Here is a 19,492-nt window from a genome sequence, read left to right as displayed (position 1 = left end):
GTCGGGGCGACGCTGCCCGCAGGATGCCGTGAAGAACCCGTCACACAAGCGTCTCATCTTCGGCGAAAATCCCCCGGACGAACGGCGCGAGGTCGGACACGCGGAGAACATCCTGTAGCATGGTCAGAACTCCATCCAGAGACCGTGATTCTGATCCACATTCTAACCCACATTCTAACCGGTTCTCGTATGTCACAACTTAGCAAATGAGGTCAGGTTTCCAGGACGTTCTGGCGGGATGCGAGGAGACGCGAACAGTCAGTCACCGCCTGCCTTTGGTAGTGGTTCATCGAGATCCAGGGGCGTGTCGCCTGCACCTGAGCCAGCGCGTCCGACGGCGTTGCGCCAATGAGCACCAGGTAGGCGGCTCCCATCGTCGGGGCTCTGCCGACCCCGGCATGGCAGTGGATGTAGACTGGCTTGCCGCCAGCGACCTGTCCGGCGACGAACCGCGCACCAAGCACCAACTGCGAGACGCTGGGGGGTCTCCCGTCGAGGCTGGGAAGCCAGAGATGCGCGTCCAGACCCGACATCGAGTCGAGCTTTTCGGCTTGGAGGCTCACCATCGCACGAACGCCCACCTGCCGCAGGAACGCCACACGTTCCGGCGTCAACTCGCCGCCGATGTAGACGGAGTCCGTTAACGCGGTGATGCGATGGCGTCGGTCCAGCACGTACCAGAGGTCGCGGAGGAGTCGCGTCAGCCGGTATCGCACGGCGGCGTACCAGCGGTACTCACGGCGCATAGGTCGCTGGCGGCTATTCACGTCGGTAGGGCACTCCCATCGCTGCCGGGGCTCGCGTCCGCCCGGCGTGAACCGCCAACACGAGGATGGTCAGGAGATAGGGCAGCATCTTGAGGAACTCGTCGGGCACGCCGACGCCCATCGCCTCCATCCGCACCTGCCAAGCGTCCGCCAGTCCGAAGAAGAGCGAAGCCAATAGCACTCCGAGCGCGTTCCACCGGCCGAAGATGACGATGGCGATGGCGATGAATCCGCGTCCCGAAGACATGCCTTCGATGAAGGTCGGAACATTGGCGAGCAGCAGATACGCTCCTGCGACGCCTCCGAGCAATCCGCCCGCGAGAATCGCCGCGAATCGCAGCCGCACGACCGACACGCCGACCGTATCGACGGCTCTCGGGTGCTCGCCGGTCGCCCGCACGAGAAGCCCCAGATGCGTCTGCGTCAGGAACCCGTGGACCACGCCGACCACGACGAACGCCAGCGCGTAGAGGACGATCCGCGCTTCGGGTCCGAACCCGACGACGGACGTCACATCGCGGAAGGACATCCGGTTCAGGAAGGCGGTCAGACCCAGCGCGGTGAGGTTGATCGCGGTTCCGGTGACGATCTGATCCGCACGCCGGATGACGCAGAAGTAGGCGAACACGGCAGCCGCAACCAGCCCCGCAAGAGCTGCCAGGCTCAGCCCAGCCCATGGAGCCAGATCGACCCATCCGCCGCCCATGAGAGCGTACGAGCCCGCCATGGCGCAGAACGCGCCGACCAGCATCATGCCCTCGAGGCCGATGTTGATGACGCCTGCACGTTGGACGATCACTTCGCCGGAAGCCGCCAGCAGGATCGGGATGGACAGTCGGATCGTCGCGCCGAGAAGTGAAGCGAGCAGTTCCATCACGCCACGGGACCGAAGTGCTCGCCCCATTCGGCGGCGAGCCGCTTCCCATCTCGTGCCAGGGCTTGGCGGTCGTCCACAGACAGAGGCTTGGCTTCGCGCACGACGCGGAGGGCGGCTTCCAGTTCATCGACGGACTTCATGCCGATCACCAGCGACGACACGCCTTCGAGCTCCAGCGCGTACCGGATCGCGCGTTTGTAGTGCTCGCCCGTGAGGAGTGCGGGTGTCGGCACATGGTAGCGCATTCCGATGGCTCCGCCGAGGACCTTCATCGCGACGACGGCGACGTGCCGTTCCCGCGCAGCCGGAAGGACAGTCTCCTCGAAGTTGTAGGTATGCCGGTCGACGAAGTTCATCGCGGGCATGACCAGATCGATGCGCCCGCTCTCGATCGCTCGGAGGAACGAGTTCGGTCGCATGTGCCCGCTGATCCCTGCGAACCGCACCAGTCCGCGCGCCCTCGCGTCCTCGATCCCGGCGAGGGCTCCATCGGGGCCCATCACGGCGTCGGCGTCGAAGCCGCCCATGTTGTGGAGATGCACCGCATCGATCCGGTCGGTGCGCATCTGGCGGAGGCTATTCTCGATCTGGCGGATCGCGCCTGACTTCGTGGGCTCCTCGACCTTGGTCACGAGAAACAGTCCGTCGCGCCGACGCGCCATGACGGGTCCGAGCCGCTCCTCGGCATTCCCGTAGTTGGGCGCGGCATCGACGTAGTTGATCCCGGCGTCCAGAGCCGCGTCCACGACCGACTCGAACTCGGGAGCCCCCGTATTCTTGATCCCCAGCGGCGCGACGCCGATCCCCAGCACCGAGGCGCGGAAGCCCGTGCTCCCCAGGGGACGCGTCTCCAGCGCGGACGTCGTCGGCTCTGCGGAGACGCGCATTCGGCTTCCCGCCCCAGCCAGCGCGACACCCGCCCCGACGGTCTTGAGGAACCCTCTCCGATCGATGCGGCGGTCAGACATGGCTCTGGCTCCTGCTGGTGGCGCTGGTCAGCGGTCACGATAGCACGTCCGAGCTCGACGCGGCAAACGCGTTCGCGACTTGGCGGATGCCGCGCCGTGACTCGCCGCTACTTCTCCTGCAGCTTCTTCGCCGTCGCGATGGACCCGATGGACAGATTCATGCCCAGGTTGTACCGCAGGATGGGGTTGGGTCTTCCCGTCTCCGCCGTCCGCTTGGCGATCCAGGCGTTCATGCGGTTCTGCAACAGCTCGACGACCTGAGGCTCCGTCGCGGCGAGGTTGTGGTTCTCATCCGGGTCGTCGATGAGATTGTAGAGCTCGAACGGCGGCTTGTGGTGGAAGTCGGGTTCCAGCGACTCGAAGTACTTCCATTCCGGCGTGCGCCATCCGTGCTTCCGCATCCATGTGCATTCGGTGATGTAGAACTCCGAGTAGTTCGTCGCCCGTTCGCCACGGATGAGCGGCAGGACGCTCTTGCCGTCGAACGCGATGTCGGATTCGATGTCCAGCAGGTCGAGAACCGTCGGGACGAAGTCCTCGTGGAGCGTGTAACCCGACACGCGCTTGCCGACCGGCACGCCGGGGCCCTTGACGATGAGCGGCACGTGGAGCGTCACATCGTAAAGCCCGTGATGGTCGAAGTAGATGTCGTGGTCGTAGAGCGTCTCGCCGTGGTCGCTGTTGTAGATGATGATCGTGTCGTCGGTGAGCCCGAGCTCGTCCAGCCGCGTCAGGATGCGGCGGATGCACGCGTCCATGTAGGCGACTTCGCCGTCGTACTGGGCGATGACGTAGTCCTTGTCGGTCAGTCCCGGCGGCATCCACGACTTGAGGAACTCGGCGAACGGCTTGAACGCCCACACGGGCTCCATCGACTCGTTCGCGGGGTCGAACTCGTCGCCGTCGTAGAACATCCGGTCGAAAGGCGACGGCGGCAGATAGGGCGCATGCGGATCCATGTGGCGCAGGTAGAGGAGCCACGGCTTGTCGGACGCTGCCAGCGCGTTCAGGCGCGGGATGGCGACCTCGTTGAGGTTGTGCGCCTTGAGCCCGGGGCGATCCTCCCAGCTCATCCACGCCTGGTAGTTCTCGTAGGTGTCGAACCCCTTCCAGAGCCCCTCGCCGTGACCGATGCACGCCGAGACGTAGCCGTGCTCTCTCAGCATCTGCGGCAGCGTGCGAATCTCCGGGAACAGCGGGTTCTCGTGCCGCAGGCTGACGACATCCGACGAGAAGACATCCAGACCCGTGAGCATCGACGTATAGGCGGGCGTCGTCGGAATGTAGGCGCTGAAGCAGTTCTCGAAGAGGACGCCGTCGCGGGCGAGCGTGTCGGCGTGGGGCGTCGTGTAGTGCTTGTAGCCGTAGCAGCTCATATGGTCGGCGCGTAGGCTGTCCACGGCGAAGACGAGCAGATTCGGGCGCTTGGATGCCATCGAGCGTTCTCCTGTCGGGCAGGACGACTCGACGGCATCATAGACGATCGGTCTGGTGACGGAAAGGCGATTCACGGGCAGGCAGCGTGTCGGTCGATCGCACCTTGGCTAGGCGTCAGCCGAGCGCTTGTTCCACTGTTCGAGCAGGCCTTCGCTCTCCAGGTACGCCCTCAGACCGTTCGGGAACGGCCGGATTGTAGCGTGTGGCACAAGCGCTCGGGCCCGCGCGTAGACGTCGTGCTCCATGGGGTCAGCATTATCTTGACACCGGTACACAAGGTCGATCTGGATCCCGTCCGCAGAGGCGCCCAGCAGCCCGTATCGTACCAGCCATGCAAGCCGTACGTCCGAAGGCGCGAACGACACACCAACTACAATGACACGCTTGGCGCCCTGAAGCTGCTGAACTGCCAGACGCCACTCGCGCTCAATCATCGGCATACCCTCGTACCGTTTGGCATACGTCGGCGGGACGATGACGAGCCGGTACGCATGACCACAGACACATGGCAGGCTCTGATTGTAGTCGGCGGGAAGCACGCCGACACCGTACCAGTCATCGTGTCCTGGCTGTCTGTCGAACTCCACGCTGAAGCACCGGCGGCCGTGCGGGCAGGCAGGATTCAGGCAAGACACCCAGTCCAGTGATCCATGGAGCTTCAGATACCATCCAGGTGGCGTGGTGTTCGCGTCCCAGTGCTCTGGCGATCGTCTGGTGCCTCTCAGAATGGCCTGAAGCTCCATTCTGCTTGGGAGAACTCCTCCGGAGCGGCGCCAGCTGCGCCACGTCTCCAAGCATCTGAGGGCGTAGTCGGCAACAAGGTCGTAGTTCAGCGTCACGAGCGTGTTTATCCTGAACGTGTCGTTGTCGCGGCGCAGATGTGCATCGAAGAGAGCGGAATGCAGGCTGTCGCCGAACTTGCGCGGTGTCTGGCCGTAACCCACGCTGTGAGGGTCTAAGGAGTGCCACGGTGACTCCACAGTGAGGCGTCGGCGGAGGAAACGGTCAAGCTCCCGGCGCAGACGGACCAGGTGGTCTGTTGCATCCAGCTCCTTGAAGGTTGCCCCTTCGCGATGCTGTTCGGACATGTCGAGAAAGGCGATGACCTCCTCAAGATTCATGTCCTCAGGCTGCGTCTCTCTTCCGTAGAGCCACTCAAGCCCTGTCTTGAGTTCGGGCGTAGGCTTGATGCCGCAAGCTTCCTGGAAGAACCCCTTCATCACCGGAAGACAGTGCGCAGACGCGCTCGACGCGCCAGCGCCTAGTAGGATGACCGTGCGGTCGCGCGCATCCATAGTCTCATTGTCTCGCTGCGAATGATGCAGTTACTTGACCACGACCATCCGTCGAGTCTGGCTGTTGCTTCCCGTCGTCAGACGATAGACGTACACGCCGCTGGCGACGGGTTCACCCGAGTCGTTCTCCCCGTCCCAGCGGACGGCGCGGTCAGGCGAGGCGTACGCGCCGGCAGGGAGCGTGCCGAGGTCGAGCGTGCGGACGAGGTCGCCCGCTTCGGAGAAGATGTCGATCCGCACGGAAGTCGGCTCGGAGATCGAGAAGGGAATCCACGTCTCCGGGTTGAACGGATTCGGGTAGTTCTGTCCCACCGCTAACCGTTGCGCACCGGTCGGCAGTGCGAACCGCGCTGGAGGCTCCATCCGCGTTAGGACGATCCGCCCTCGCGCGTCGCTCAGCGCGACTTGCCGCAGCGAGAAACCTTTGACTGCCGCGTTCGGCGTCAGCGGTCGGAACGTGAAGCGAGCGACCTCTCCTGAGTGCGTCGTGTCGCCATCGACGGGCAACGCAACGGTCAGCAGTCGCGCCATTCCATCCGACGCAGGCAGCCGCCACGAAAACGGCGTCGAGAACGCGGCTCCTGCGCGCGCATCGGCCAGCGACCACGCCGACGGGTCGAACGCCAACGTGACATCCGCTCCCGCAAGGCGCGTCAGGCTGTTGGCTTGTACGTCCACTTGCATCGAACCGTCCCCGAGCCGCCGATAGCCGAGCCCAACCGACGCCTCGGCATCGGCTGCCAGCGCAGGAGCCGCAGCCGGCAGAATCAGCGACTCGCCGAAGTGCCGCGCCACGAGCACCAGGTCGATGATGTTGACGACCGTGTCGCCGTTCACGTCCTCGCGCGTCTTGACTCCGACCTCGCCGAACTTCCGCGCCACCAGCACCAGATCGACGATGTTGACGCTGCCGTCCGAGTTCACGTCCCAGTCGGGAACGACCTTGCCGGTGTACGTCAGCGTCGACGTGCGGTCGAGGAAGCCTGTAAACGAACCGCCGTAGACGAGCTTCTCTCCGCCGGGAATGTCGCGGATCGTCTCGACCTCGACGTCCACGGTGGAACCCAGCGCCTTGAGCTCCGTGCCGCCAGCAATGTCGCCGGTGACGTTCACGGTTAGGTCGCGCGCGTGTCCGCTGATGGCGAAAGCGTAAACGCCGGTATCGAGCGCCAACAGGTTCCACTTCGCCTGGACCTCGACCGGGAACTCGCCACGGATGAAGATCGAGTCCACCGTCGCCCGGAACGTGTACGTTTCGACGACTTGATAGATCTCCCCGCCCTGAAGCGCGACCAAGCCGGACCCGGCTACGTCGCCTCCGACCCCTTGGAACGACAGACTCCGGTCTCCGACATCGACGCGAACCTGGTGGGTCACGTCCATCGTCAGTCGGACGCTGAAGCCCTTTTGCAGCGGAAACGGTTTGCCGAAGAGGAAGAAGGGGCCCGCTTCCTGGGTAGGCGTCTTCTGGACGAGCGAAACCGTCTGTTCGTCGACCGATTGCGCGGCGAACACGACACCGGCGACCGAGCACCAGCAGGCAATCGAGAGGAGGAGCGCTTGCCGTCTACTCACTGCGTTGACTCCCGAACGGAGAGCGGGCCCGGAGTACGGACCCAGCGCCGCATTCGAGCCGGTCCGTCCCGGCTCGCATGTGTGAAAACGCGGGGAGAAGGCTACTCGTTCAACGGGTCGCCGTCAGTGGGGGTTTCGTCTGGCGAGTCCTCGACTTCGTCCACATCCATCGGCGCTGGCTCGTCGTGCGGCGCATCCGGCTCGCCGACGTCGGCGGACGGCTCGTCCGTCTCCTGGGACTCCGAGGGTACGGCGCTCTCCGGTTCCTCAGCCTCGATGAACCAATCCAGCACGACGACGTGCGACTCCCGCTCTTGCGGCACGCGCAGGAACGCCAAGCCTTGCTCGGCGTCGTAGAGCCACCCAGGGCCCTCTGCGAGGGATCCGCGCTCCTCGATCGGCTCGCCGTCGACGCGCGCCCCGGTCATCCGAGAGAGGTTCCCAACCAGCACGTGAGCGTCTTCTCGCCCCAACCCGGACAGTGTGAACCGAAGCTGCTCGTTCCGGGTCTCCACGTCGCTCACTCGCGCGCCGGAACTGACGTGGATCCGTTCCCCGGCTTCCGTGGTCACGATGCCGGTCGAGATATCCGGGTCGTGACCGCGCACGGCGAACAGGTTCACCATGATGTCTTCCGGGTTGATGTGCGGACCCTTGCCCTCGGTGCAGAACCCGTAGAACCCGTCGGGGTAGGTGCCCTTGAGCTTGCCGTCCGTCCACTGCTGGTGCATCGCACTCATCGTCACGCCTTCCGCGACCTGCCGCCACGGGTAGTCCGAGAACCGCGACAAACGCTGGACATAGTAGGCGTAGACCAAGCCGTTCCACTGGACCGGCACACCGAACCAGGAGTGTGTGTAGAACGTCGTCCCGAATACCGGTATGGAGCCGAACCGCATCCCGGGTCGGTCCGGCACGTTCCAGAAGTAGAGGAACGGCAACCCGGTCCGCGCCCAGTATTCCGCCTTCTCCAGGTAAACGGCTTCGCCTGTGATGGCGTGCGCTTCGAGATACGCACCGACGGCATAGGCGGCAGCGAGGATGTCCGGTTCGTAGAGCGGACACTCCCATCCCTGAGCCCCACGAGGCACCGCGAACCGATCCATGAACTCCAGCGCCTTGATCCCGGAACGAAGCGCGCGTTCGTCGCCGGTCACGCGAGCGAACTTGAGCACGCGTAGCGCGTTGCCGGCGCACGTCCCGATCACGGCATCGCCCGCCTCGCCCAGCGACCGCGTCTGGTCGCTGGTCGGGTTGAACCGCCAGCTTCCGTCGTCTTTCTGAGACGCGATCATCCCCTGGACCTGCTGTCGCGCGCCGACGATGGCTCCCGGCAGGTGTCCGTAGTAGAAGGGGAACTCCCACCGCAGAATGTGGCAGTTCGCCGGAGACGCCAGCCCGGCGGGCCCTTGCTCTTCGAGCGTCTGACGAGCGATCAATTCGACGCGCTCACGCGCCGATGGGTCGCCGGTGGCGAGGTAGTCATACCAGAGAAGCGTCGCGAACCCCGGAGCGTTCGCCGGAGCCCAGTCCACGCAGTGCCGCGACTTCCTCGTCTCCTCGTCCCACGCGGACACGAGGAACCCGTGCCGCGACAGGGCTACCTCTTCCTCGTCGGAGCGCGGCGCATCCTCCGGCTTCGGGTATCCGTAAGCATCAACCCAGATGTCCGGGATGTCGAGAATGGTCCCACGCGAGTCGGTGAAGATCTGCGCGCGCAGCTCGAGCGGCAGTTCCGATACCACGTACCCTTCGCGGCTGAGCACCTCGTTCTCGCCCACCCAGTCCGGTACCGTCGGGAGAAACACGCCGATGAGGTGGTTGTCCTGACCGTCGAACCAGTTCGGCGACGCGAACAACGGCGACAGACCCTTGCCATCGCGTCCCCACGGCGACAGCGGGTCCCACAGCACGCCCGTCGTCGTCTCCCCCTGCTGCACCGCCATGATCGGGATCGTGATCTTGTACGGATGCGGCACGAGTCGCGTGTTGATCGGGGGTGCAGCATCGCGCGTGCTCGATGAGACCTCGTCGCCTTCCAGGAACTCCAGCCCGGGGAAAAGCGCGAACTCCTTCTTGTCGCCATCGGTTCCATCGCCGACGCGGAGCATCGGACCCGCGAAATGGAGGACTCGTCGCTTCTCGCTCGGACGGATACGGTACCGTGTCCGAATGCGCTTCGACTCGTCGTAGAGCGTGAAAGCCGCCTCGAAGTCCCACACGACGCCGTCGTCGTCCGTCTGCTGCGATGACAACAGCAGGGACGCATCGCCGTCGCTGGAACCCCCCATCGTGATCCGCGTCGGGACCAAGTCGAGCGATTGCGCCTCGCCGTGCCTGTCCAGGTAGACCACGCGAGAGATCGGCATCGACGTGGCGACCTGCTGAAGGTGGTTGCCCTTCTGGGCGAACAGCACGAAGTGGTGGAACGCCCCGTCGTTCTCGACGAAGGCGATCCGCACGTTGGAGTTTTCCAGCAGCGCGTAGTCCGACTGGATGACGCTGCGCACTTCGTTCGACGTGCGCGCAGGCAGCGGAGGCAGCGCTCGCTGGAACCGCAGCGATGCTGTCCGCGTGGGCGTGCCCACGATGCCGTCGAGGGCGCTCTTCAGCGACACGGTGACATCGACGGAGTCGCGTCGTTGGCTTCCGCGCATGTGCCACGAGAGCTGGGCGACCTCGCCGATGTCGAGCGAGCCGATGGACCGTTCCGCCCTTCCCCGGCGGAGCGCCGCGCCGCTGATTCCCGCCGATATCTGGTGGAAATCTTCGACCGGCGCGTCGCCGACGTTCTCCACGGCGCACCGCACCGTGTAGTCCTTGCCCGCAAACAGCAGATGCTGAGCCGACGAGAGGCTCCGAATCGCTACCTTGGGCAGGAACGCGAAGAGCTCGATCCGCTGAATCGACTCGCCGCGCCATTCCGATGCCAGGTCATCGACGGCGTCCTCGACCGCCTCGGCGCGGTCCAACAGGAAGCGCCGGACCGACGCCCTTCCGTCATGCCCCGTCAGCAGCGCCAAGCCCGCTGACAGGCGCGAAGGCGCGGTTTTCTTGGTCTCGGTCCACAGCCGATACAGGCGCGGATTGCCCCAGAGCAGCCAGTCGTAGTTCGGCGTTCCGTTATTGTTCGCCGTGAACGTGAGTTGAACGGTTCGTCCGGCGAGGGGGGTCAGATCGACGGAGTGCTCGCGCCAGCCCGGCTCGTGGACGATCGCTTCGAAGACGCGATGACCGTCGACGCTGATGCCGCAGAGCACGCCGTCGACGGGCGTCTTCGGATCGTCGAGACGAACTCCGTCGCGAAGACCCAGCGCAAACGCCAGGATGAGACGCGCTTCGCCGCCATCTTCCGGCAGAGCCACCTCGTAGGTGAGTCGGGCGTCTCCTGCTTCGCGCGGATGCTGAAAGATGGATGGCATCGCGATGCCGCCGCTCTGCGAGTTCGACACGCTCGTTTCGAGCGTGTTCTCGGCGGCGGCTCGATCGAAATCAGCGACGAAGTCGGCGAGCGTGTCCGCGTAGCCGGCTGCCCATTCGTTGACGGCGGGTGCAGGGGCGGCGTAAGCCAGGGAGAGAACCGTGCCAAGTAGGGTCATCATCATCCCGATCGAATCCCGTGGAATGCGAGCTCTGTTGTGCCGAAGCTAGGCTAGCACCGCGCCGGTGCGTTTTCAAGCAACGACGCTCGACGCCTTGATCGGTGACATTCGCACTGATATGGTGCGCCCAGGAGGGCTGCACATGCCTGGAACCATCCCCGACGACCTCAACATCATCGTCATCGTCTCCGATACCTTCCGCTACGACCACCTGGGCGCTCACGGCAACCCGTGGATCAAGACGCCGGAGCTCGACGCCTTCGCTTCGACCGCCGTCAGCTTCGACAACTGCTATGTCTCGTCCTTTCCGACGATCCCAACGCGAACCGACTGGTTCACGGGCAGGTACGGGTTCCCCTTCTACGGGTGGAAGCCGCTCGATCCCCGCGCGGTCGTCATTGCGCCGCAGCTTTCAGGCGCGGGATACATCTGCCAACTCATCATCGACACGCCCCACATGATGCGCGCGGACTACAACTTCGACCGAGGATTCCACGGAGCCGTCTGGACGCGGGGACAGGAGGGCGACACGCCGATGACGTGGATGAACCATCCCGTCGTCGAGAAGATGCCCAACGCGAAGACCCGTCAGCGGCCCTTCCCATTCGACGGCGTCCTCGCCAACGTGCACGCCTGGCAGAACCATCATTTGTGGCACTCCGAGGAGGATCGGTTCGTCGCCAAGACGTGCCGATTGGCGAGTCAATGGCTGGAGCACAACTACCAGACGGAGCTCTTTTTTCTGTGGGTGGACTGCTTCGACGTTCACGAGCCCTGGGACCCACCCGAGTACATGGTCGCGCTCTACGATCCCGACTACGATGGCGTCCCGATGTTCCATCCCAACTACGGGCCCGCGTCGGACTACACGCCCGAGGAGCTGCGGAACCTTCGAGCGCACTACGCGGGCGAAGTGACGCTCGTCAGCAAGCACGTCGGCAGAGTGCTGCGCATGATCGAGGACACAGGCATCGCCGACCGCACCGCCGTCTTCTTCATGGCGGACCATGGCATGTACCTCGGCGAGCACAACCGCACGGGGAAGTCCAACATCTGCGACCACGACGACCGGGGTAGCTGGCCCCTTTACCGCGAGGTGTCCCACATCCCGCTGCTCATCCGCGTGCCCGGCATCCAAGGCGGCAGGCGCGTTTCGGCGCTCGTCCAGCCGCCGGACATCATGCCGACGATCCTGGAACTGGCAGGACGCCCCGTGCCGAACGTGGCTCACGGCAAGTCCCTTGTACCGCTGCTGCACCGTGATGCGTCGTGGGATCGTGACATCGCCGTATCCGCTCAGGCGCTGCAGATCGGGCGCGGACGCGACGGATCCAAGATCAGCGTCACGGACGGGCGATGGTCGCTCGTGCTGGGGCAGGACGGCGCTGTGCCGCCGGAGCTCTACGACCTGTCCGCCGACCCCTGCGAGACGACCAACGTCGCCGACGGCAACGCCGACCGCGTTCGCGAGTTGACGGACGCCTGCCACGGCTTCCTGCGCGGTCTAGACGCCGACGAGGACAAGGTCCGCGCAGTCGGATGACCGTAGCTGTCGCGGCAACATGCGCGTTGACGTACGGGCGGCTTCGCAGTATCGAGCTCGTCAGCGAACTCAGTGTCGAGCCCCGGCTCCGGGAATCGTCAGCGAGGTCGGCTTCGCCGACGGAGTGCGCAACGTGCCCACAAGGAGTGAGACGCGATGTGCCGATACGTCCGCATCGTGGCTGTGCTTCTGTTCACGCTTGCATCGGTCGCTGCGCGCGCGGCGGTCGTCTCGATTCCGGACCCGAATCTCGCGGCGGCGCTGAGCGAAGCGACGGGGCTTCCCGCGACAGAGATCACCGACACTGCACGAGCAAGCCTTAAAGGCATCTACGCGTGGGAGCGCGGCATCACGAGCCTAGAAGGGCTTCAGTATGCTGTCAATCTGACAATGGCTGGGCTCGGCAAGAACGCGATCCGCGATGTATCCCCACTGGCGGGGCTCGAGCACCTGAACACACTCTATCTCCCTGAGAACGGGATCACGGACGCACGCATCCTGTCGGGATTGGTCCACGTGCGACAGCTTGGTTTGGAGTACAATCCGCTTGGCGATATCGCCCCGCTCGCCGAACTGACCAACATCACTCATCTCTGGCTATCCGGCACTGGCATCCACGACGTTTCGCCGTTGGCGTCATTGACCAACCTGCAGGATGTCGCGCTGGGCAACAACCTGCTTGGCACGCTGACTCCGTTGTCCAGTCTGGTCAACCTCGAGGGGCTCGGCCTGTGGAGTACGGGCATTTCTGACCTGTCGCCACTCGCGGGCCTCACGAATCTGAAGCGCCTGCTTGTCCAGGACAACGAGATCGTCAGCCTGGAACCCCTCAGCGGGCTGACGAACCTTGTACTGCTCCGCGCGAGCCGGAATCACATCGCAGACGTGTCGCCCCTGGCAGGCATGGTACACCTTGGGGAAGGCGACGAGTGGGAGACACCCGACCTCGACCTGAGCTTCAACATGGTCGCCGACATCAGCCCGCTCGCGGCAAACCCGGGCTTGTCGTCCGGCGACGCGATCGAGTTGCGCGACAACCCGTTGAGCGCGGCGTCCATCTCCGAGCACATTCCCGCGCTGCGCGGTCGCGGCGTCATCGTCCTGGCGCGCTCCGCTGAGCCGAGCATCTTCCCGCACCCGGAGTTCAGCCACCCGCTGGCGGTCGTCGGCGATGCCATCACGAGCGGCGGGTACCTGCGGCTGACGCAGCCCGCCAACTGGCAAGTCGGAGCCGCCTGGTCTACGACGAAGCTGCCCGTCGCCGGCGGATTCGAGTCGCGGTTCCGCTTCCGCATCACAGACTTCGGTGACCGCGGCGCGGATGGACTGGCGTTCGTGATCCAGAACTCGGAGCCCTTCGCGCTCGGAGACCTTGGCGGCGGCATCGGGTATAGCGGAATCGCCAACAGCCTCGCCGTCGAGTTCGACACGTGGGACAACAGCGACTTCCCCGACCCCGACGACAACCACATCAGCCTGCATACAGCGCGGATCAAAGTGAACCGCACGGACCACGCGTACGCGCTCGCGTCGACGTCCGACATTCCGCGCCTGGCGAGCGGCGCGACGCACACCGTTCTGGTTCGCTACGCGCCGGGGTCGTTCCAGGTGTTCCTCAACGACCTTACGAAGCCCATCCTGTCCGTCCCGCTGCGACTGCCGGATACGCTGTTCCTGGATCACGGCTCGGCGTGGGTGGGCTTCACGGCGGCAACAGGAGGAGCGCACGAGAGCCATGACATCCTGAGTTGGTCGTTTGTGCCAACGGGCGGCGCGGTTGTCGCCAACCTCGTTCCCAACGGCAGCTTTGAGGAGGGCGTGTCCGTTCCCGGTGGCTCGTTCGTGGAGATCGCGGCCGGGTCCACGGCGATCGCCGCCTGGACGGTGAGCCGAGGCAACGTCGACTACATCAACGGGTACTGGGAAGCATCGGCAGGTACGCGGAGCATCGACCTTAACGGGAGCACTGCCGGCGGGGTCTCGACAGAGATCGGCACGGTGCCTGGACACACCTACAACGTCATGTTCGACCTATCCGGCAATCCGGAGGGCGGTCCGCGAGTGATGCGCATGCGCGCCTCGGCAGCGGGCGCATCGGCGGATTTCACCTTCGACACGACAGGTCACACGAAGGCAAACATGGGTTGGCGGACCGAGTCGTGGACGTTCACGGCAAGCGCCACGCGGACGGCGGTCAACTTCGCGCGCGACATCTCATCCGCATGGGATCGACGATCGCCATCGCGATGACGGACGGCAGGTTCCGAACCGCCATCGGACGCGATGGGACGCTGCTCTTCGGCGAGGACTTCCCGGTCGAAGGTGGCAAGGGCTACGTCATCAACATGCTCTTCCCGACGGCCGTCGCGATGGAAGGAGTTCCGCTCGGCGTGCCCATCGAGGGCGCGGCGGCTCCGTCGAGTATGACCGAACCCGTCTGGGCGTTCGCGGTCGGTGGGCAGCTGGAGGACGCCGTCGTTCTGCCGCCGGGAACGTTGCTGCCCGTACTGAACGCGCGCACGGGTGGGGCGGTCGAGGTTCCCATCGGCGAGGACGGCCGCTTCGCGGCGTCTTTCGTGGACGCCATCAAGCGCGGCGTCATGGAGGAATCCGATCTGCTGCGCTTCGAGCTCGTGACGCCAGCCGGCTACGCACTGGGAGCGCGCGCTGACCGCCGCGTGACGTCCGACGACATGCGGCGTGCCTTCGTCACCGTGAACCTGTCGGCGCGGCCCGCGACGGCTCGGCTGCTACCCAACTACCCGAATCCGTTCAACCCCGAGACGTGGATCCCGTTCGAGCTCCACGAGGGCAGCACGGTCGTCGTGCGCATCCACAACATGCAAGGCGAGGCGGTTCGGAGGCTCGACCTTGGGTACCGCGACGCCGAGTACCACCACGCGCGAGGCGCTGCCGCCTACTGGAACGGGCGGAATGAGTTCGGCGAGAAGGTCGCGAACGGCGTGTACTTCTACGAGCTGATCGCTGGCTCGTACCACGCGTCGCGACGGATGGTCATTCGGAAGTAGCCGGCATCTCAGATTACCGGAGGGAGCGGGCAGGGAACGCGTCCTGCCCGCTTCGCGTCTCCAGTGGCCGGGCGGCATGGGCACGCGTTCACCGCTCGGCTATGCATCAGGAGGCGCGTCATATGGGCGCGCGTCGTGTTCCGCCGCTCGGAGGAGGAGAGACGATGAGCGCGCCGCCGGAATGGAAAGCCCTGCCATCCGATCTCGAGATCCTGCGGTCATTGGCGAGCCGCATCCGGGAGATCTCCGAATCGCCCGTCAACGTCGAGCGGCGGAAGCTCTGGTTCGACCACAACGACCTCAAGACCAATCGGCCGGTCATCATGATCGAGTCCCATGAGGCGCTGCAGGGGCTTGTGCCCGGTTCGGTCGTGCAGTGTCAGGAGGGCTGGGCTCGCGGCTTGGAATACGGGTTCCGCCGCTCCATCTACCACCACGAGCACATCGCCGACGACTCCGTTGTGGAGCCGTTCATCAACTGCAACTGGAACGTGTCGGCGACCGGTTACGGCGTCTCGGCAGAGAAGGTGCGCAGCGACGTCCCGGGCGTCTTTGGCGCGTACCGGTGGGACGCGCCTATCGTCGATATCGACCGCGACTTCGACAGGCTCAAGCCCCGGACGTTCAGCGTCGACCGCGAGAGCACACTTCGATGGAAGGCGCACCTCGAGCACGTCTTCGACGGCATCCTCGATGTCCGCATCCGAGGCGGGTTCTGGTGGACCGTCGGCATGACCTGGACGGCGATCGATTTCCTCGGCATCGATGGGCTGATGCTCGCCATGTACGACAACCCGGCAGGGCTCCACCGGCTGATGGGCTTCCTGCGCGACGACCTCATCTCCTTCGCCGACTGGCTGGAACGCGAGGAGCTCTTCTCGCTCAACAACGAGAACGACTACATCGGCTCCGGTGCGCGTGGCTACACACGCGAGCTGCCAGTCAACGGCGCTGCCAACGGGGATGCTGTGCGAGCGAAGGACTTGTGGGTTCTCTCCGAGTCGCAGGAGACGGTCGGCGTCGGGCCCGACCAGTTCGCCGAGTTCGTCTTCCCCTACCAGCACGATGTCGTGAAACGCTTCGGCATGTGCTACTACGGGTGCTGCGAGCCCGTCCACAACCGATGGCACGTGCTCAAGGGCTTCGAGAACCTCCGAAGCGTGTCGGTCTCACCGTGGTGCGACGAGGAGTTCATGGCGGACGCGTTGGCGGATCGGTACGTGTTCTCACGCAAGCCGAACCCCACGCTCATCAGCACCGAGGTCTGGCACGAGGACGCCATCCGCGACGACCTCCGGCACACGCTGCGAGTCGCCGAGAAGTGCAGCCTCGAGATCGTGATGAAAGACATCCACACGCTCGTCGGCGAGCCGGAGCGCGCGGCGAGGTGGGTGCAGATCGCGCGCGAAGTCGTCGATGAGGTTCGTGGCTAACTGTCAACGGAGGACCCGGGTCGCATGACGTCTCGAGAATACGTGAAGGCCGCCATCGCGCACCGCAACACGGACCGAGTTCCGTACTCGATCATGACGACCGGCGAAACGAACACGCAGATATGCGAAGCCTTCGGCGTCGAAGACGTCGGCGCATGGCTGGACAACGACATCGAGAGCATCGGCGTGCCCTGGTGGGGATGGCACCGCCTCGGCTCCGACTGGCGCAGACAGGCGACGCCGAACTCGCCGCCGACCGTCATGGGAAGCGGCAGCTACGACCGACTCGAAGACCACATCAAGGCGCGGCGCGACCAAAGCGACAAGTACTTCCTCGTCACCATCTGGGGGAGCCACTTCGAGAAGGCGAACGCGGCGAGGGGCATCGAGAACTTCCTCGCCGACATGGCGGCGGACTACGACTTCGCCAAGAAGCTCTGCACGCGGATCGTCGATAAGAATATGGTCATGCTGGAGAACTTCCTCCACATCGACGAGATCGACGGCGTCCTGCTGGGCAGCGACTGGGGCTCCCAGCGCGGGCTGCTCATGTCGCCTGCGGTCTGGGAGGACATGATCGCGCCCGGAGAACACCGCGAGTACGATCTGGTTCATTCCTACGGCAAGGACGTTTGGCTCCACTCGTGCGGATGCGTCGATGTACTCATCCCGCGACTGCTGGAGATGGGGCTGGACGTGCTGAACCCGGTTCAGCCGGAGTGCATGGACATCGCCCAGCTCAAGGCGGATTACGGCGACCGCCTGACGTTCTGGGGCGGCATCAGCACCCAGTTGACCCTCCCGTACGGGACGCCCGACGAGGTGCGAGACGAGGCGCGCCGCATCCGCGACATGATGAGCGAGGGCGGTGGATACATCCTGTCCCCGGCACAGGCGATCCAGGGCGACGTGCCGGTCGAGAACATCGAGGCGGTCCTCGAAGTGGCGCGAGAGAAGCGATCGATGCCACGAGTCCAGTAGCCGTCGGGTTGTCGCGATGCCGCCATTCCGACCGCTGGTTAGCCGCTCAACCCCTCCGAGCGATCTGCCGATAGACCTGTACGAACGCTCGACAACCATCCCCTAGGTTGCAGTCTATCGCAGGAGCGGTCATGCGCTGTCTCAACGCATCGTCATTCCTCGTCGGGGCGCTCGCGGTCGTCGTCACCACGAGCGTCTCGGCTCAGGCTCCCGCCGTCCCGGACCTGATCACGGCATTGACATCTGCCCGCACCGACGTGGCGCGCTGGCAAGCGGCGAGGTCTTTGGGCGCTTCAGCCTTTGTGGATGCAGCAGAACGCGACTCCGCCGTCGCGGCGCTGAAGCAGGCGCTGTCCTCCAGCGAAGCCGGGCTGCGCGTGAACGCCGCGTCTGCCTTGGGTGCGCTGAGTGACGCCGGCAGCGTGCCGGAGCTCGACCGTGCGCTGCTCGACCGCAACGCGCTGGTTCGCCAGGCGGCTGCGCAGGCTTTGGGACGCATTGGAACCGAGGAAGCAGCGCGAGCCCTGCTGAGTGCGACCGCTGACCCGAGTCCGCAGGTGCGCGCGCAGGTGCTCCACGCCATGGGTCGGACCGGGCAACCGATGACGGTCGGCGCGTTGGAGGCAGCGCTGCTATCCGAATCGGCGAGCGCTCCCCTTCGCGCAGAAGCCGCGCTGGCGCTCGAGCGAGTCGGGAGCTACGGCATCGACGCGCTCATCCGAGGCACGCAGAGCGACGACCCTTCGGTGCGCATGCTGTCCGCGCGTTCGCTGGGGAACATCGGGAACCCCACGACGGTTCCCAGCCTGATCGCTCTGTTCTCTGACTCGTCGCCGCGCGTCGCTGGGGTTGCGTCCGCTGCGGCGAGCCGCCTCGGAGAGGCAGCGATCCCAGACCTGATGGAGTCGCTCGACTCCTCGGCTCCCGCCGTGCGGCGTCATGTCGCGGCATCTCTTCGTGAGATCGGTGATCCGGTCGTCAGCCCGCTTCAGAGCATCTACTCCGCCGCCAGCGCGCGCATGGCTGAGTTGGTCGATGAACGCGCTTTAGCGGTTCTCGAGGCGGAATCGCGCGGACGCGCCGCCGTCGTTGCGCCGGAACCCGCTCCCGAACCCGTCGCCGCTGCTCCGACGCCCGCCGACGACAGCGACGACGCCTTCGGTGACGCGCCATTGTCCGATCAGGAGGTGCGTCAACAGACGTCGCAGCTCAAGCGCGGCATGTCTTCGTTGGAGAAGCGCACCAAGCGGTTCGAGGAACTGGCGAGGCTCAAGCGCAAGACGGACGCCCTGAACGCGCGCATCGACGCCGCTGAGAAAGAAGCCCAGGGCAAGGCGAATGCCGCATCGCAACCGGAGCCGCGCACGGTCGGAATCGCCACGTTGACGACGGCTCCGACCGAAGCGGAGCCGAACGTGCCGTTGCCGCCCCCGCCGCAGCGTACTGCCCGCAGCGCTGCCGCAGCGACAGCGCCTCGAGCGCGGTCCGTGGGCGAGATCGACCGCGAGATGGCGTCTGTCGCCGCGCGAGCCCAAGCAGCCATCCTGGCGCTGGGCAGCGTCGGAACCGACGCGGCGGTCGCGGCTCTGGCGGCAATCCTCACCGACAGCGACATCGCCGACGCGATGACAGCCGCCGAAGCCCTCGGTTCCAGCCGAAACGCCCAGGCTGCGACGTCTCTCCAAGCGGCGCTGACCGATGCGACGTTCACCTCGGGCGTCCGAGCCAACGCCGCCGCCGCGCTGGGCAAGCTGCGCGCCGAGTCGGCGAGAACGGCGCTCGAATCGGCAGCTTCAGATGCGTCCGCCGCCGTTCGAGCGGCTGCCGAAGGAGCGCTCAGGGCTCTGAGCCCAGTGGCAGCCAACACCCCGTAGACAGCACGACGGCTGACTCTCGCGGGCGGATTATCCCTCCGGGGTCAGCACGCAAAAACTCCCGCGCGTCCGGCTTGGTTAGGCAGTACAATTGCCGGATGAGCGCGCCAA

The 19,492-nt window shown here is 65.2% G+C and carries 13 protein-coding genes; 6 read left to right on the top strand and 7 right to left on the bottom strand.

The genetic code is table 11. The annotated features are described in order from the left end of the window. Positions 1 to 212: 212 nt before the first annotated feature. The 7 genes from FJZ36_06935 to FJZ36_06905 form a co-directional block, all read right to left on the bottom strand. Entirely contained in the window at positions 213 to 767 is a 555-nt protein-coding gene (locus FJZ36_06935) for a phosphatase (GenBank protein ID MBM3214633.1), read from the bottom strand. Continuing rightward, complete coding sequence (locus FJZ36_06930) at positions 760 to 1,671, bottom strand: ABC transporter permease (GenBank protein MBM3214632.1); 912 nt, start codon at positions 1,669 to 1,671, stop codon at positions 760 to 762. The genes FJZ36_06935 and FJZ36_06930 overlap by 8 nt, the downstream gene beginning before the upstream one ends. Further along, positions 1,641 to 2,612 (bottom strand): aldo/keto reductase, encoded by a 972-nt coding sequence (locus tag FJZ36_06925; protein ID MBM3214631.1) that lies wholly within the window; start codon positions 2,610 to 2,612, stop codon positions 1,641 to 1,643. Before FJZ36_06925 ends, FJZ36_06930 begins: the two co-directional genes overlap by 31 nt. Before the next feature lie 107 nt (positions 2,613 to 2,719). After that, positions 2,720 to 4,048, bottom strand: coding sequence for a sulfatase (locus FJZ36_06920; protein ID MBM3214630.1), 1,329 nt, complete (start codon positions 4,046 to 4,048; stop codon positions 2,720 to 2,722). A 108-nt stretch (positions 4,049 to 4,156) separates the two neighbouring features. Further along, complete coding sequence (locus FJZ36_06915) at positions 4,157 to 5,344, bottom strand: hypothetical protein (GenBank protein MBM3214629.1); 1,188 nt, start codon at positions 5,342 to 5,344, stop codon at positions 4,157 to 4,159. A gap of 30 nt (positions 5,345 to 5,374) precedes the next feature. Further along, a complete protein-coding gene (locus tag FJZ36_06910) occupies positions 5,375 to 6,919 on the bottom strand; it encodes a T9SS type A sorting domain-containing protein (protein ID MBM3214628.1) in 1,545 nt (514 codons plus the stop codon). Positions 6,920 to 7,020: 101 nt separating this feature from the next. Beyond that, positions 7,021 to 10,518, bottom strand: coding sequence for a hypothetical protein (locus FJZ36_06905; GenBank protein ID MBM3214627.1), 3,498 nt, complete (start codon positions 10,516 to 10,518; stop codon positions 7,021 to 7,023). 67 nt (positions 10,519 to 10,585) lie between these two features. Here FJZ36_06905 and FJZ36_06900 point away from each other — a divergent pair, with 67 nt between their 5' ends. The 6 genes from FJZ36_06900 (at position 10,586) to FJZ36_06875 (ending at position 19,381) form a co-directional block, all read left to right on the top strand. Then, positions 10,586 to 12,064, top strand: coding sequence for a hypothetical protein (locus tag FJZ36_06900; GenBank protein ID MBM3214626.1), 1,479 nt, complete (start codon positions 10,586 to 10,588; stop codon positions 12,062 to 12,064). Positions 12,065 to 12,220: 156 nt separating this feature from the next. After that, the gene (locus tag FJZ36_06895; protein MBM3214625.1) at positions 12,221 to 14,314 is read left to right on the top strand and encodes a choice-of-anchor C family protein; all 2,094 of its coding nucleotides are present in this window, start codon (positions 12,221 to 12,223) and stop codon (positions 14,312 to 14,314) included. Next, on the top strand, positions 14,209 to 15,093 hold the full coding sequence (locus tag FJZ36_06890; protein MBM3214624.1) for a hypothetical protein: 885 nt from the start codon (positions 14,209 to 14,211) through the stop codon (positions 15,091 to 15,093). Before FJZ36_06895 ends, FJZ36_06890 begins: the two co-directional genes overlap by 106 nt. Positions 15,094 to 15,257: 164 nt before the next feature. Next, positions 15,258 to 16,526 carry a hypothetical protein gene (locus FJZ36_06885; GenBank protein MBM3214623.1) on the top strand — a complete coding sequence of 423 codons (1,269 nt, stop codon included), beginning with the start codon at positions 15,258 to 15,260 and terminating at the stop codon, positions 16,524 to 16,526. A 24-nt stretch (positions 16,527 to 16,550) separates the two neighbouring features. Continuing rightward, a complete protein-coding gene (locus FJZ36_06880; GenBank protein ID MBM3214622.1) occupies positions 16,551 to 17,507 on the top strand; it encodes a hypothetical protein in 957 nt (318 codons plus the stop codon). Positions 17,508 to 17,638: 131 nt separating this feature from the next. Beyond that, on the top strand, positions 17,639 to 19,381 hold the full coding sequence (locus FJZ36_06875; GenBank protein MBM3214621.1) for a HEAT repeat domain-containing protein: 1,743 nt from the start codon (positions 17,639 to 17,641) through the stop codon (positions 19,379 to 19,381). Positions 19,382 to 19,492 lie beyond the last annotated feature (111 nt).

Source organism: Candidatus Poribacteria bacterium, assembly GCA_016866785.1.
In the GTDB taxonomy this organism is placed as follows: Bacteria; Poribacteria; WGA-4E.
Note: the sequence above shows the minus strand (reverse complement) of the source record. Positions and strands in the feature narration are given on the sequence as shown.